Consider the following 13,138-nt stretch of genomic DNA (forward strand, 5'->3'; position numbering starts at 1 on the left):
CGGGTCAGATTTAGGGTGCTGGTTTCTCAGCGGCGTCCCGACTTCTGGGGGTAGCGTCCTCGGGCAACGGTTTGGAGAAAGGGATTAAGAGCGTGGAGATGAAAAATGAAAACCAAAACACTAATCAGACCCACCAACCGTATTTAGTACCAGAACCATCAGGTACACTAGCTTATTGTAGTGATACATTTAATAAAAGTAATCTTTTTATACACCACAAGTAGAATAAGAACATACAAAAAATCAGTTGGTTGTATATAACTGTTGGGTGGGTAGTCTAGAGCTATTCTTTAGCGGAAAACTTGGTATGATTCCTGACTTGGGCTCAGGAGGTCAAACACTTAGACCTTAGTGTTCCTTAAAGGGGTTCAAATCCTCTCCCACCCATTTATTCTACTCCAAAATTTTTTCAATAAAATCTTTCTAGTAGGGATTGAAATGCTGGTTATTGACTCAGAGATTAAAGAGAGGTTTCCTGATTTAAACGCGAAAACCGCTGTTGTTGAGGGAGTGCGGATTGAGAGGGAGAAAGGCGAACTTGAGGAGTTTAAACAGGTGGTATTTGAGGAGATAAAGAGAAATTATGATCTTGAGGGTTTAAAAGATGATGAGAGGATGAGAAAGTACCGGGATTTCTTTTGGAAAATAAACATTGATCCTACAAAAATTCGTCCAGCTTCGGAGGCCCTGATTAGAAGGATTCTTCAAGAGAAGCCAATTCCCAGAATAAATACTGCTGTTGACTCTTACAATTTAGCGAGCATTAAGAGCGGAGTTCCTCTGGCAGCCTTTGATTTGGGCACCCTTGATGGTGGTCTAAACATGCGTTTTTCAAGAGAGGGTGAGTTTTTCCTCGGTATTGGGATGAAGAAGCCAAAAAAGCTTATTGGGGGAGAAATAGTGGTTTCCGATAGTAAGAAGCTTGTAGCGATTTATCCTTATCGTGACTCTGATGATTCCAAAATTACTCTAAAAACTAAGAAAATTCTTTTAATGTCGTGTGGTGTTCCGGGGATAAGTGATGCTGAGTTGAATCAGGCACTAGAGTACGCTATGGGGTACATTAAGAAATTTTGTTAAAGAAAAATAGTTAAAGTAAAAATGCGGATTTATTACTGGTGAATTCTCTATGAAGGTTACTGGACTAGTCGGAAGCCCCAGAAAGAAAGGTAATACTGACTTATTGATTGATAAGATTCTGGAAGGAGCAAATCAAGTTGGCTCATCTACTAAAAAGTTTTACCTCTATGATCTAACAATTCTGCCGTGCGCAGATTGTAAAAAATGTCTTAAGGAGTTAAAATGTTCGGAAAATGATGATATGCAAAGAATTTACAAGGAACTTGACCAAAGTGATGTGATAATATTTGGTACGCCACTCTACTGGAATAGCATGTCTGCTAAGATGAAACTACTGATTGACCGCCTCAGACCGTATACTGTGAATAATAAATTGAGGGGAAAGAAAGTGATTCTAGTGATTCCTAGTGATGAAGGCTATAAAGCCTGCAAGGATTTGATAAAACTTTTTAAAAATATTTTCAATAGGCTAGGAATGCAGCTAGTAGAAAGTCTTTGTGTAAAAGCACACGAGAAGGGTGAAGTGCTGAAGCAACCCAAATCACTTGAAAACGCCTATACGATTGGAAAATCATTTGGAAAATAGTAATTTCTAAATTGGTTTTTAATACCTAATTTAAAGAATTAATAAACCAGAATAAGCCTTTTGATATATTACTAGAATTTAAATCCATTTAATTCTAAATTAAGAGTAGAAAAATATTTGAGCTACTTCATGGTTCCAAATAGGTGTATACTCCCAAAAAGGATATCTTTTATAATCTAACTGATTTACAAAAGTAAGTTCTCGAGAGTAGAAATAAACAGAAGTGTATGGATGGTGTTTGGAGATGACAAGTTTCGAAAATATTTTTCTACGTTTAAAGGAAGTTCTTGAAGATCAGAGTCTTTATGAAACCTGGCCAGATTTTAAGAATGAGTTTGATGTGAATGAGTATTTTCGCGTAGAAATCGGTGGACTTCCAGTATTAATGCTTCACTGCGCTTCTTGTGACGGGCCACACAGCATCATGCTGGGCTAATTGACCCGAGGCATCCTCGGTGCAGGGAATGCATTGAAGCAAGGGAAGAAAAGGCCAGAAACGAGTATCAACAAAAGCAGGGATTACTAGATCCTTGGAAAGCGGTGGCCTTGTGTAGAATTTACGAATTTCCACTAAAGATAGATTAAAAAAATGCTTACGAATGTGTATTTTAGAAGTGGGATTATTGTGAAGTTTGAACGAGCTTCACTTATGGACGCGTCCCTGTTACGAATCTTAAATTATTAGTGTTTATTATTCTGGTTTTTGCTCTAGAATATATTTATCATATACCTGTCTTATTCTATCTGCTAGAGGGCCTTCCCCTTCAACACCCTCCTCGGTTACTCTTACCTTCTTTAGAACCCTTATAATTCTGCTATCTTCAAAAAATTCTACTTCTCCGGGAGGGAAAATTTTTTCGATTTCAAGATATAGACCTTTTATGTCGAAGGGTTCCTCTGCTTTTATTATTTCATTGATTTTTTCGCCTCTAATGAATATGCGGTGATAGAAAGTTCCTTGATTATCCTTAGCTTCGGCTAGGACGATGCTAAGTGTGTTTCTGTCATATCCTTTGAGTATACCATTGTAGGATTTTCCAGAATCTGTGTTAACCTCAATACGTGATCCAACAAGAGCTGAAAGCTCTCTAAAGAAATCACCACTTACAATACTCAATTGATTGTATTCCTCCATTAAACGGTTTCAGATATGATAAATACGCAGTCAAGACTTTAACAATAATTAATTTAATTTGGAATTAATAATCAAATTTCCTTATTTTTATATACAAGTAAAGTCTAAAAGGTTTACTCATAAGATAAATTGCATTCAACTTATTGTAAATTGAATTTTGGAAGCCAATGTTATTAAATTACCGAATTATTAAAAAGCAAAATGTTTTTATACGTTTCTTAATGTGGATATAACTCACACAAGCTTAAATAAGAACATGGGTGTACGCGAATGCCTAACTTTAAATATTCGGTGTTTGGGCTCGACCCTGACCGTACTGCGAAAGCTAGTGGAAGAGACGTTAGAGTATCACCAAAACAGGCACGTGAAGTTTGTAATAGTATTAAGGGTAAGATGCTGTTTGAAGCCAAGGAATTTCTAGAAGCAATCGTGGACATGAAGCAGATGGTTCCCTATAAGCGATATAAGAAACAGCGGGGTCATCACAAGGGTCTCCATAAATGGTATACTGGTGGATACCCAGTAAAGGCTGCCCGAGCAATCTTAAAAGTTCTCGATAACGTTGAGGGAAATGCAACCTATAAGGGGTTGGACACCGATAGTTTACGTATCGTTCACGCGGCGGCTCAACGTGGTCGTATAATTAAGCGATTTATGCCGCGTGCTTTCGGGAGAACCTCTCCCAAATATAAAAACTTAACCCATGTAGAAATTGTTGTGGAAGAAGAAAGAGTGTCTGTAGAATAGTATAGTAACTTGGAAGGAAATGTAAATGCCTGCAAAAGACCATTTTATTGAACGAGGGATTCGAAAGGCGGAAATTGATGATTATTTAGCCAATGAACTCAAGAAGGCTGGATATGGGAAGGTAGATATTCAAAAAACCGCCTTAGGGACTAGAGTAATAATTCATGCTGCTCGTCCCGGTCTAGTGATAGGAAGAAGGGGGCGTACCGTTAGAGACCTTACTGAAGCTTTAGAAGGTAAATTTGGACTTGAGAATCCTCAGATTGAAGTCAATGAAATTGAAAAACCAGAACTTAATGCCCGAGTAATGGCGTCACGTTTAGCATCAGCTCTGGAAAGGGGAATTCACTTCCGAAGAGCCGCGTACTCAATTCTTAGAAGAGTTATGACCGCCGGTGCAAAAGGTATTGAAATAAGGATTGGTGGAAAACTTACAAGTCAACGTGCAAGATATCAAAAGTTTATTGAAGGTTTCATTTCAAAAACGGGCGAGCCATCAGTACAATATGTTGACGAAGCTGTTGCTCATGCTCTGAGTAAACCTGGAATAACTGGTGTACACATCAAAATAATGCTTCCTGATTCACATTTGCCGGATGATATAGAAATTCTGGAGCCAAAAGAGCCCTTATCTACTGGTACAGAAGAGGGAGTATCATTAGAGGGAGAGAACGAAGGGTAGGCGAGTAATTAGCTAAAAAAATTCTGGTGATTAAAAATGCCTATTGCAAAAATGAAGGATATAAGAAAATGGAGTTCGGAAGAATTAGAGAAGAAATTAGAAGAGTATAGGGCAGAACTGTTAGAGCAGAGAGCTTTGCAAGCTTCAGGTGGCGCAATTGAAAATCCGGGTAGGATTAAAGAAATTAGGAGAACAATAGCGAGAACTCTTACCGTGATTAATGAGAAGAAAAAAACTCCAGAATAATAATTAATTCTTAAAATTTTTATGAACAAAATATGTTACTAGAAAGCATGAAAATCTATAACAAGAGAGTAAAGAGAACTAAAGAAAATATAATATATCACGAGTTGATAGGGTTACAAGTACGAGTAATTAAGAGTACACATAAAGGTTACCTAATTAGCGGAAAGGTGATTGATGAAACAAAAAACATGATTATAATAGAAAGTAATGGAATAAAAAAAATTCCAAAAAACATGTCTATCTTTGAATTCTTACTTTCTGAGGGTGAAACAATAGAAATCGAAGGCAAGAAAATGATTGGTAGACCCGAGGATCGTATAAAAAATTTATATAAAGTTAAATAAATCCGCAAACCTTTTAAATAGTCTTGAAAAATCGGTTCATCTACAAGAATGTGTTAAATTTAGCTAACCGTTTAACAGACCCCGAAAAAGGAACCCATTTGAAATAGAGAGGATACATAATGGCTCGAAATATTGGAATAGAGGTTACCCCTCCTAAAAGCAAGTGTGATGATGCCTTTTGTCCTTTCCATGGACGATTACCAGTGAGAGGAAGGATATTTGAGGGTGTAGTTGTTAGTGATAAGATGCAAAACACTGTAATAGTTAGGCGTGACTATCTTTGGTATGTTAAAAAGTATAGAAGGTATGAGCGCAGGCATTCTCATACTCCGGCTCATAGGCCTTCTTGTATTGATGTTAAAGTTGGAGATGTAGTGAAGATTATGGAGTGTCGTCGAATTAGCAAAACAGTAGCGTTTGTAGTTGTGGAGAAAAAGGAGGAGTAATAATTGCCTAAAAGAGGTCGCGGTCGCGTAGGCGCATTATTCATACCTGATATATCTAGAGGAATAAATATAGGAGCAAAATTACCTTGTACTGACAATTCAGGTGCGCGGATAGTGGAAATAATTTCCGTAATTGGATACAAGGGACGATTGAGAAGGATGGCTTCAGCTTCAGTGGGGGATATGGCGGTGGTTACCGTTAAAAAGGGGACTCCTGATATGCGGCGACAAGTATTAAGGGCAATAATTGTAAGACAGAAAAAACCATACCGTAGGCCTAATGGCAGTTGGATCCAATTCGAAGATAACGCGGCGGTAATAACTAATCCGGAGGGGCAGCCTAAGGGTTCAGAAATAAGAGGGCCAGTCGCCAAAGAGGCTGCGGAACGTTGGCCGCGCTTGGCTGGCGTTGCAAGCACTATTATTTAGAGGTTGCAGGAAGTGTGTCAATGAAATCGAAAAAACCCAGAATTCAAAGAAAAAGACTTTACACTGCTTCTAAACATAGACGAAGGAAAATGGTTAGTGCGGCCTTAACGCCGGATTTGAAAGCAAAATATGGTATAAGGTCTATGCCTCTTAGAAAAGAGGATGAAGTGGTTGTTATAACTGGTTCATTTTCCGGTTTAGAAGGTAAGGTAGAAAAAATAGATACTCAGAATTATCGAATACACGTAGCAGGCGCCAGCGTGGAAAAAGCTGATGGAACAACGATTTTTTATCCAATCCATCCCTCCAATGTGATGATAGGCAAACTTAAACTGGATGATAAGAGGAGAAAAGAGGTTATCAAAAGAAAAACAGGAGCGGCGGAGGTCGATTAATTTGGGTAAAAAGGGCGGAAGAAAGCAGCAAAAAAGAATATCTTCACCGAGAATCTGGCCAATTTTTAGGAAGGAAGCTAAGTGGACTGCGAAACCTAGAGCTGGGCCACACGGCATCCAGGAAAGTTTAACTCTTCTGATACTGGTTCGCGATGTTCTGCAATATTGTGATAGTTATCGTGAGACGAAACGTATTCTTTCAGAGGGGACCATTAAGGTTGATGGTGTGGTCAGACGTGATCACAAGTTTCCTGTAGGCTTAATGGATGTGGTTGAAGTTACAAAATTAAACAAGTTTTATCGTATACTACCATTACCGAAGAGAGGGTTGAGACCTGTACCAATCGATGGTGATGAAACCTCCTATAAACTGGTTCAGATTGAAAATAAGGTCACTGTAAAGGAGGGTCATCTACAATTAAATTTACATGATGGTAGAAATATTTTGTTCAGATTAGAAGATCCTAAAATATCTCCTGATGAACTGGTTCCCTACAAAACTAAAGACACATTAAAAATTTCTATACCTAACCAAGAAATATTAGGGCACATCCCATTCAAGGAGGAGAACCTTGCCATAGTTGTTGATGGTAAAAACATGGGCTTTCAGGGAAAAATTAAGGAAATCATACCCAGATTTGGTCCCCATGCGAGTGTTGTTTCATTAAAGGGTTCTGATGGTACTATATTTGAAACCGCATTGGAATACGTGTTCCCAGTAGGAGAAAATGAACCCGAAATACGACTTGTAGAAACGGTATTGGAGAGTTGATTCCTTGAGTAACGAAGCTGTCAATAAAGAGTATTTTTTAAATTATTGGAAAGAAAATCCTATGAGGAAACCCCGAATTGAGAAAGTGGTAATTAATTTCGGGGTTGGTGCTAGCGGGGAAAAGCTAGTCAAGGCTACTAATGTGCTAGAAAGTTTAACTGGACAAAAGCCAGTTCAAAGAAAATCTAGGAAAACTATTCGTGATTGGGGAATAAGAAAAGGGGAACCTATATCTTGTAAAGTTACTCTTCGGGGAGAGAAAGCCTATGAATTTTTAAGGAGAACTCTTGAAGTTGTGGAAATGCGTCTTGAGTCTGGGTCAATAGATTCAAGAGGAAACTTTTCTTTTGGAATAAGGGAACACATAGAGATTCCAGGGGTTCGCTATGATCCGCAATTGGGCATATTCGGAATGGATATTTGTGTTACTATAGAGCGGCCCGGATATAGGGTTAAGAGAAGAAGAATTAAGCGTAAAAATATTCCTCGGCCACATCAAATGACCAGAGAAGAAACAATGATCTTTATGGAGGAAGAATTCGGATTATCATTTGAAGAAAAGAAAGAGGAGAGCTATTATTAATGTCAAAAAAGAGGTTTGGTAGAGGCAGTCGTGTATGCAAAGTCTGTGGTACACATAGGGCGGTAATTAGGCGGTATAACTTGTATATTTGCAGAAGATGTTTTAGAGAAAAGGCGGAAAAAATTGGTTTCAAAAAATATGAATAAATGGGGTGAATCACTTGACCAGAAATGATCCAGTCGCAGATGCGCTCTGTAGCATAAACAATAGTGAAAGAGTAGGAAAGAGGGAAGTGATTATCGATATTGCTTCTAAACTTATTGGAAACATTCTCCGAGTAATGCAAAAACAAGGTTATATAGGAGAGTTCGAATATATAGATGATGGGCGTGCAGGTAAATTTCGAGTCCAACTTCTTGGAAGAATAAATAAATGTGGAGTAATAAAACCGCGTTTTCCCGTAAAAAATAAAAACTTCGAAGAAGTGGAAAAACAGTATCTGCCCGCCCAAGATTTTGGAGTATTAATTGTTTCAACCCCCTACGGGGTGATATCACACTACGAGGCTAAAACCCAAAAAACCGGTGGCCGACTGATTGCATTTGTATATTAAATGGTATAAGAAGAATCCTTTAATCAAGAGAAATATCTTTACAATATTTTAATAGTAACAATTATTGTTAATATTAGTAGATTCATAATCATTAAAATTACTTTAAATTATTTTCCACTCAATCTCGTCTCCAACGTATTTTCTATATACGTAAATACCATCACCAAAAATTCTGGGATCCTTTTTTCTAATTCTGGTGGCCCGTTGAATATTAGCCGCAGATTGTCCAATCTTTTCCTTATCTACTCCTTCAAGAATAATGTTATCCTCTTCGATTTGAACGTCAACACCCTCTAGAACTCTTGCTCTGCGATCGCTTCTTTCTCCTAAGAAATTTTTTATTAGGAGTACTCTTTTTGCTGAGTCAAATTCAACGTTTACTGGGAAATGAGCGTATACTATTTTCATTTCATATCTAAATTTGTGGGTCACACCATCTATCATATTCTGTATGTGGCTTTTAATGGTGCCAAGTAGTGCTGCTTTCTTTTTATCAGGGAAAAGCGTATCTAAAATAATCTTATTATCCGTTTTAGAAATTTTAATTTGTTTAGCATGTGAAAAATCTTTGCTCATCGATCCTAAAGGTCCACTTATCTCCACAACCATGTCTTTTAGTTGTGCATTTATATTACTGGGAATTTTAACTTCTAGTTTTGAATATGCCGTTTTAACCATTTTTTTCCCTTCCTTGAAATTGTAGAAATTTCCTTAATAGAGATGTCCATATAATTAATTAAACTCTAACCCTAGATCTTGGCTAAACCATTAATAGACATTATAATGATGGATACAAAGCCTAGCACATCTTAATTAATATTTGTTACGGATAGAAAGAGTAGTAAAATATAATATTTGTTCCCTATCATCATTTTTTAAAGAATCCTTTCCTGTAAATTTATTAGCCGACCGGCGGATATCACTAAGAAAAATATTGTTTATCTGTGTTTGAAAGTTCGAGGACTACTTAACTATCCTTTCACTCCACTCTTCTGCCAATTTTATTAGTTCATTTGTTGCCATTCTGTCCAGTTTAGCGCTCCCTTTATTCCTTAGTTGTTTTGCAACTCGCGTCATTTCGTAGAAAGCAGGATTTGAGGGGTAACGAGATTGTAGTGTGTCTCTCACATCTTCCAATTTGCTAGCGATGTCTGCAGCTGTGGATCTCATTTCCAAAGCTTCAATTAAGGGTGAAAATGCACTTGCAGGGCCTCTTAGGCCGGCTCGGGCATGAATAACGCCAGGTGTCCCTACATCTCCTTCAGCCGGAGCCGCAAAAGCTGAAGATGCGGGAACTCCTACTTGTATCGATTTAATAACCTCTTTAAAACTGCTTAGGTCTTCTTTTAAAGCGTCTCGCAATTGTTGCGGAAGCGTGGAATTTAAGTTTTGAATGCTTGATTGTATAGCCTGGGTACTTGCTTGGATACTTGAAATACTAGCTTTTATTTCATTAAAAACAGAAGCTACCACCTTTGCAAAATCATCCATAATACTCTTGAGAGCAGAAACTTCTTGGAAAATCTTTGAAACATTATCTTCTCCCATAATCGAGCCTCCTGATTTTTTTAAATAAGTTCTTTAACTCACGGAACAACTTTTGGGCCTCGAATTAAAAGATTTTAATTCATCCATCATGATTTAAGGAGGAATAATTCAAGTTTAAATTATTGTTTTTGAAGTATATAAATTGTATATTCGATTGGTTTCCATCGAAGTAGCACAAATATAATTATTAATTTCACTGAAATAGTGGAAGGGAATTGAGATTTTTTTCATATGGAATGCGTAAAATTTAAGTTTAAGTAATCTCTTCATTCTCAAAGCTAAAAGAGAATCTTATATAAGTTCTAATGTTACGTTCATCAATTATTGGTGATACTTCTAGAAGGGAATTTACATTGACCGAAAAAAGACTCTTACGTTTGCGGAAAAAAATCAAAGGGAAAAAACCAAATTTCGTTGCCTATGAGAGTTGGCGTTACAAGAGAGTAAAAAAGCGTTGGCGGGCACCAAAGGGTACTGATAATGCTTTAAGGCATAAGAGAAAGGGGTTACCTAAGTCTCCAAGCATTGGATATGGTAGTCCCAAACGGGTGAGAGGATTACACCCCTCGGGCTTTGAGGAGGTGTTAGTTTATAATGTTCAGGATCTGGAAAAAGTTGATCCTGAGAAACAAGCAATTCGTATAGCTAGTAATGTTGGTGGACGCAAAGCTGTTGACGTTATGGATTCCGCTGAACAGAAAATGATTTGGATACTAAATCCACGCATAATTCTGACGGAAGAGGAGCTTGAGGAAGGCTTAGAAGAGGCTGAAACCCTCAGTGAAGAGGACCTAGAAGAACTAGAAGTCGAAGAATTAGAAGCTTCGAAAAAGAAAAAGAGTAAAAAGAAAGTTGAAGAGGTAACGCTGAGTGTAGGAGAAACTGAATTAACAACCATTAAAGGTATAGATAAGACGATAGCTAAAAAATTAAAAGAAATTGGAATATTCAGCGCTGAGGATTTGGCTGAGGAAACCGAAATTGCCGAGTTATCTGAAATAATTGAAGTACCTGTAGAACAGATTAAAGAATGGATTAAAGAAGCAAAAGTAACAGCAAAGAAAGAGGGCGAAGAGAAAGAAAAGAAGCTTGCAAAACAGAAAAAAGCAAAGAAAAAAGTAGAAAAAGAAGAGGTCAAACAAATTGAATCTTAGAACTCAAAGAAAAATGGCGGCAAAGATTCTCAAAGTCGGCGAAAATAAAGTATGGGTCGACCCTGAGAATGTGGATAATGTTTCCATGGCTATTAGAAAAGAAGATATCCGAGCTTTAATTAAAAACAAGGCAATACGCGCGAAAGACACTGTGGGAGCCAGTCGGGGAAGGGCGCGAAGGCTCGCAAAGAAAAAGAGAAAAGGCCAGAGGCGCGGCGAGGGAAAACTAAGAGGCAAGAAATATTCACGCATTTCAAGAAAAGAACTATGGATGAAAAAAATTCGGCCAATCCGTAAACTTCTGAAAGAACTGAGAGCAAGAAGAGCCATTACGCCAACTGTACATAGGAAGCTTTATCTAATGACTAAGGGAGGAGCGTTTCGTAACGTAGCGCATGTTAAATCTTATATAAAAGAACAAAAGTTAGCTAGACGCTAAATTTTTTAAAAATTAATATCCATCATGTTAAAAAATTGGTGTAAAAAACCCACCATATTGGTAGAAATATTTTAAATGTTAATTGTTGTTGTTTATTTCACAATTCTCAAATGAACAAACTTATTGAGATGTATGAATTTCTCGCCAGAGGTCTTGATGATGCCTAAAAATCCAAGATACAGAGTTCTATCAAGAAGAAGACGGGAACAAAAAACAGATTACTATCTGAGAAGAAACCTACTGGTTTCCAGACTACCCCGCCTAGTTGTCAGAAGGAGTATAAATAATATTTCAGCACAAATAATCGAATCTCTACCTGAAGGTGATAAAGTTTTAGTTACTGCTCATACGCATGAGCTTAAAAAAAATTATGGATGGAAAGGACACTGCGGAAACATACCTGCAGCCTACCTTACAGGCCTTCTAATTGGTCTAAAAGCAAAAAAGAAAAAAATCAAAAAAATTGTATTCGATATCGGATTACAGGCATCTATAAAAAACAATAGCTTATTTGCCGTTCTCAAAGGAGCTGTTGATGGAGAACTTGAAATTCCATACGGGGAGGAGGTACTCCCTGATGATTCCCGGATACGCGGAGAACATATAGCGGAATACGCCAAAATGCTACAATCTGAAAACCCTGAAATATATAATAGGCAATTTTCAAAACAGTTAAAACGTAAAGTGAAACCGGAAAATCTCCCCACGCATTTCGACACAGTGAAAAATGCAATTCTTGAAAGTTTCGGAGGCAAAAAATAGATGTCCCAAACCGAATACGAAAAAGAATGGATACCCAAAACAAGAGTCGGCTTAATGGTTAAAGAAGGATTAATCACAAGCATAGAGGAAATCTTCCAACAAAGCCTACGCATCATGGAGCCTGAAATAATAGAAGTCCTCTTACCCGGATTAGAAGAAGAAGTCATAGACATCAACCTAGTCCAAAAACAAACCGATGCTGGAGAAAAAAATCGTTTTAAAGCTACAGTAGCCGTGGGTAATAACAACGGATATATTGGAATAAGTGAGGCAAAGGCTACAGAGATCGGCCCCGCAATAAGAAAAGCAATAATTAGCGCCAAAATGAACATAATACCGGTACGAAGAGGATGTGGAAGCTGGGAATGTGGATGTGGTGACCCCCACTCTCTACCCTTTGAAACAATAGGTAAATCTGGAAGCGTGGAAATCAAACTGATCCCCGCCCCCCGAGGAGTAGGGCTTGTTGCGTCTGATGTTGCAAGAATAATATTGAGACTAGCTGGCATTACCGATTGTTGGTCATGGTCACGAGGACACACTAAAACCACCGTAAATTTCGCATATGCCACTTTTGATGCTCTTAAAAAGACCTATGAAATAATGCATCCAAAAGATTGGGTAAGGAGTTGAAACTGATGGAACCAAACATATTGTTAGCGGTTATAAGACTTCGAGGAAGCGTTAATGTCAGAAAAGAAATAAACGACACACTCAAAATGCTTAGACTACACCACGTGAACCACGCCGCATTAATAAACAACTCACCAAGCTACCTCGGAATGCTACAGAAGGCCAAGGACTACATTACTTGGGGAGAAATAGACGCCGATACTCTAAATCTACTTCTGAGCAAAAGAGGAAGACTCATAGGTGATAAGAAATTAAGCGATCAATACATCAAAGAAAAATTAAAATTTAAAACTATAGAAGAATTCGCAAAAGCAGTCTATGAAAAACAAGCCAAATTAAACGATTTACCTGACCTAAAACCTGTTTTTAGACTCCATCCTCCAAAGGGAGGATTTTACAGAACCGTAAAAAGAGCCTTACATTCAAATGGAGAACTAGGATACCGCGGGGGAAAAATCAACGAACTCTTGAAAAAAATGATTTAACCAAACCTTTTCCCTAAATGAATTATTTTTAACAGTAAACGTAAAACGCCTAAAAATATATAACTACTAAAGTTTTGCGGTATTTAAGTTATTAGGTCATTTTATTATCATACTCACCA

At 37.6% G+C, this 13,138-nt stretch carries 22 protein-coding genes, 1 tRNA gene and 1 pseudogene; 21 read left to right on the forward strand and 3 right to left on the reverse strand.

Going from position 1 to position 13,138, the window contains the following annotated elements:
- The first annotated feature begins 266 nt into the window (after window positions 1-266).
- From ACUVXA_RS07715 to ACUVXA_RS07730, 4 genes are all read left to right on the forward strand, one after another.
- A tRNA-Pro gene (locus tag ACUVXA_RS07715) sits at window positions 267-387 on the forward strand.
- Between the two features lie 51 nt (window positions 388-438).
- On the forward strand, window positions 439-1,080 hold the full coding sequence (locus ACUVXA_RS07720; protein WP_445870670.1) for a B3/B4 domain-containing protein: 642 nt from the start codon (window positions 439-441) through the stop codon (window positions 1,078-1,080).
- 49 nt (window positions 1,081-1,129) lie between these two features.
- Entirely contained in the window at window positions 1,130-1,666 is a 537-nt protein-coding gene (locus ACUVXA_RS07725) for a flavodoxin family protein (RefSeq protein ID WP_445870671.1), read from the forward strand.
- A 244-nt stretch (window positions 1,667-1,910) separates the two neighbouring features.
- Window positions 1,911-2,102 (forward strand): hypothetical protein, encoded by a 192-nt coding sequence (locus tag ACUVXA_RS07730; RefSeq protein WP_445870672.1) that lies wholly within the window; start codon window positions 1,911-1,913, stop codon window positions 2,100-2,102.
- A gap of 255 nt (window positions 2,103-2,357) precedes the next feature.
- Here ACUVXA_RS07730 and ACUVXA_RS07735 read toward each other — a convergent pair whose 3' ends face one another.
- Window positions 2,358-2,783, reverse strand: coding sequence for an Lsm family RNA-binding protein (locus ACUVXA_RS07735; protein ID WP_445870673.1), 426 nt, complete (start codon window positions 2,781-2,783; stop codon window positions 2,358-2,360).
- A 288-nt stretch (window positions 2,784-3,071) separates the two neighbouring features.
- Here ACUVXA_RS07735 and ACUVXA_RS07740 point away from each other — a divergent pair, with 288 nt between their 5' ends.
- The 11 genes from ACUVXA_RS07740 (at window position 3,072) to ACUVXA_RS07790 (ending at window position 7,998) form a co-directional block, all read left to right on the forward strand.
- Window positions 3,072-3,548: a 50S ribosomal protein L22 gene (locus ACUVXA_RS07740; protein WP_445870674.1), complete on the forward strand. Its 477-nt coding sequence runs from the start codon at window positions 3,072-3,074 to the stop codon at window positions 3,546-3,548.
- Window positions 3,549-3,573: 25 nt separating this feature from the next.
- Window positions 3,574-4,230, forward strand: coding sequence for a 30S ribosomal protein S3 (locus tag ACUVXA_RS07745; protein ID WP_445870675.1), 657 nt, complete (start codon window positions 3,574-3,576; stop codon window positions 4,228-4,230).
- Between the two features lie 36 nt (window positions 4,231-4,266).
- Window positions 4,267-4,476 carry a 50S ribosomal protein L29 gene (gene rpmC / locus ACUVXA_RS07750; RefSeq protein WP_445870676.1) on the forward strand — a complete coding sequence of 70 codons (210 nt, stop codon included), beginning with the start codon at window positions 4,267-4,269 and terminating at the stop codon, window positions 4,474-4,476.
- Between the two features lie 47 nt (window positions 4,477-4,523).
- On the forward strand, window positions 4,524-4,820 hold the full coding sequence (rnp1, locus tag ACUVXA_RS07755; RefSeq protein ID WP_445870688.1) for a ribonuclease P protein component 1: 297 nt from the start codon (window positions 4,524-4,526) through the stop codon (window positions 4,818-4,820).
- Window positions 4,821-4,939: 119 nt separating this feature from the next.
- Window positions 4,940-5,266: a 30S ribosomal protein S17 gene (locus ACUVXA_RS07760; protein WP_445870677.1), complete on the forward strand. Its 327-nt coding sequence runs from the start codon at window positions 4,940-4,942 to the stop codon at window positions 5,264-5,266.
- 42 nt (window positions 5,267-5,308) lie between these two features.
- Window positions 5,309-5,695 (forward strand): 50S ribosomal protein L14, encoded by a 387-nt coding sequence (locus ACUVXA_RS07765; RefSeq protein WP_445870689.1) that lies wholly within the window; start codon window positions 5,309-5,311, stop codon window positions 5,693-5,695.
- Window positions 5,696-5,715: 20 nt separating this feature from the next.
- Window positions 5,716-6,090: a 50S ribosomal protein L24 gene (gene rplX, locus ACUVXA_RS07770; RefSeq protein WP_445870678.1), complete on the forward strand. Its 375-nt coding sequence runs from the start codon at window positions 5,716-5,718 to the stop codon at window positions 6,088-6,090.
- A gap of 1 nt (window position 6,091) precedes the next feature.
- The gene (locus ACUVXA_RS07775) at window positions 6,092-6,862 is read left to right on the forward strand and encodes a 30S ribosomal protein S4e (protein ID WP_445870679.1); all 771 of its coding nucleotides are present in this window, start codon (window positions 6,092-6,094) and stop codon (window positions 6,860-6,862) included.
- Between the two features lie 4 nt (window positions 6,863-6,866).
- On the forward strand, window positions 6,867-7,445 hold the full coding sequence (locus tag ACUVXA_RS07780) for a 50S ribosomal protein L5 (RefSeq protein WP_445870680.1): 579 nt from the start codon (window positions 6,867-6,869) through the stop codon (window positions 7,443-7,445).
- The gene (locus ACUVXA_RS07785; RefSeq protein ID WP_445870681.1) at window positions 7,445-7,591 is read left to right on the forward strand and encodes a 30S ribosomal protein S14; all 147 of its coding nucleotides are present in this window, start codon (window positions 7,445-7,447) and stop codon (window positions 7,589-7,591) included. Before ACUVXA_RS07780 ends, ACUVXA_RS07785 begins: the two co-directional genes overlap by 1 nt.
- A gap of 14 nt (window positions 7,592-7,605) precedes the next feature.
- Window positions 7,606-7,998 (forward strand): 30S ribosomal protein S8, encoded by a 393-nt coding sequence (locus ACUVXA_RS07790; RefSeq protein ID WP_445870682.1) that lies wholly within the window; start codon window positions 7,606-7,608, stop codon window positions 7,996-7,998.
- A 102-nt stretch (window positions 7,999-8,100) separates the two neighbouring features.
- On the opposite strand, the gene ACUVXA_RS07795 is transcribed toward ACUVXA_RS07790, so the two are convergent.
- Both ACUVXA_RS07795 and ACUVXA_RS07800 read right to left on the reverse strand, forming a co-directional pair.
- The gene (locus tag ACUVXA_RS07795) at window positions 8,101-8,676 is read right to left on the reverse strand and encodes a 50S ribosomal protein L6 (RefSeq protein WP_445870683.1); all 576 of its coding nucleotides are present in this window, start codon (window positions 8,674-8,676) and stop codon (window positions 8,101-8,103) included.
- Window positions 8,677-8,961: 285 nt separating this feature from the next.
- Window positions 8,962-9,546: a hypothetical protein gene (locus ACUVXA_RS07800; protein WP_445870684.1), complete on the reverse strand. Its 585-nt coding sequence runs from the start codon at window positions 9,544-9,546 to the stop codon at window positions 8,962-8,964.
- A gap of 305 nt (window positions 9,547-9,851) precedes the next feature.
- Here ACUVXA_RS07800 and ACUVXA_RS07805 point away from each other — a divergent pair.
- The 6 genes and pseudogenes from ACUVXA_RS07805 to ACUVXA_RS07830 form a co-directional block, all read left to right on the forward strand.
- Window positions 9,852-10,274, forward strand: a pseudogene (locus ACUVXA_RS07805) (50S ribosomal protein L32e); the annotation flags it as partial.
- On the forward strand, window positions 10,248-10,700 hold the full coding sequence (locus tag ACUVXA_RS07810; protein WP_445870690.1) for a helix-hairpin-helix domain-containing protein: 453 nt from the start codon (window positions 10,248-10,250) through the stop codon (window positions 10,698-10,700). The pseudogene ACUVXA_RS07805 and the gene ACUVXA_RS07810, both read left to right, overlap by 27 nt.
- The gene (locus tag ACUVXA_RS07815; RefSeq protein WP_445870685.1) at window positions 10,690-11,139 is read left to right on the forward strand and encodes a 50S ribosomal protein L19e; all 450 of its coding nucleotides are present in this window, start codon (window positions 10,690-10,692) and stop codon (window positions 11,137-11,139) included. The genes ACUVXA_RS07810 and ACUVXA_RS07815 overlap by 11 nt, the downstream gene beginning before the upstream one ends.
- Before the next feature lie 159 nt (window positions 11,140-11,298).
- On the forward strand, window positions 11,299-11,901 hold the full coding sequence (locus ACUVXA_RS07820; protein ID WP_445870686.1) for a 50S ribosomal protein L18: 603 nt from the start codon (window positions 11,299-11,301) through the stop codon (window positions 11,899-11,901).
- The gene (rpsE, locus tag ACUVXA_RS07825) at window positions 11,902-12,534 is read left to right on the forward strand and encodes a 30S ribosomal protein S5 (RefSeq protein WP_445870687.1); all 633 of its coding nucleotides are present in this window, start codon (window positions 11,902-11,904) and stop codon (window positions 12,532-12,534) included. It begins immediately after the preceding gene.
- A 20-nt stretch (window positions 12,535-12,554) separates the two neighbouring features.
- Window positions 12,555-13,019, forward strand: a complete 465-nt coding sequence (locus tag ACUVXA_RS07830; RefSeq protein WP_445870691.1) for a 50S ribosomal protein L30 — start codon at window positions 12,555-12,557, stop codon at window positions 13,017-13,019.
- The last annotated feature ends 119 nt before the right edge of the window (window positions 13,020-13,138 follow it).

Source organism: Candidatus Jordarchaeum sp. (assembly GCF_052745115.1).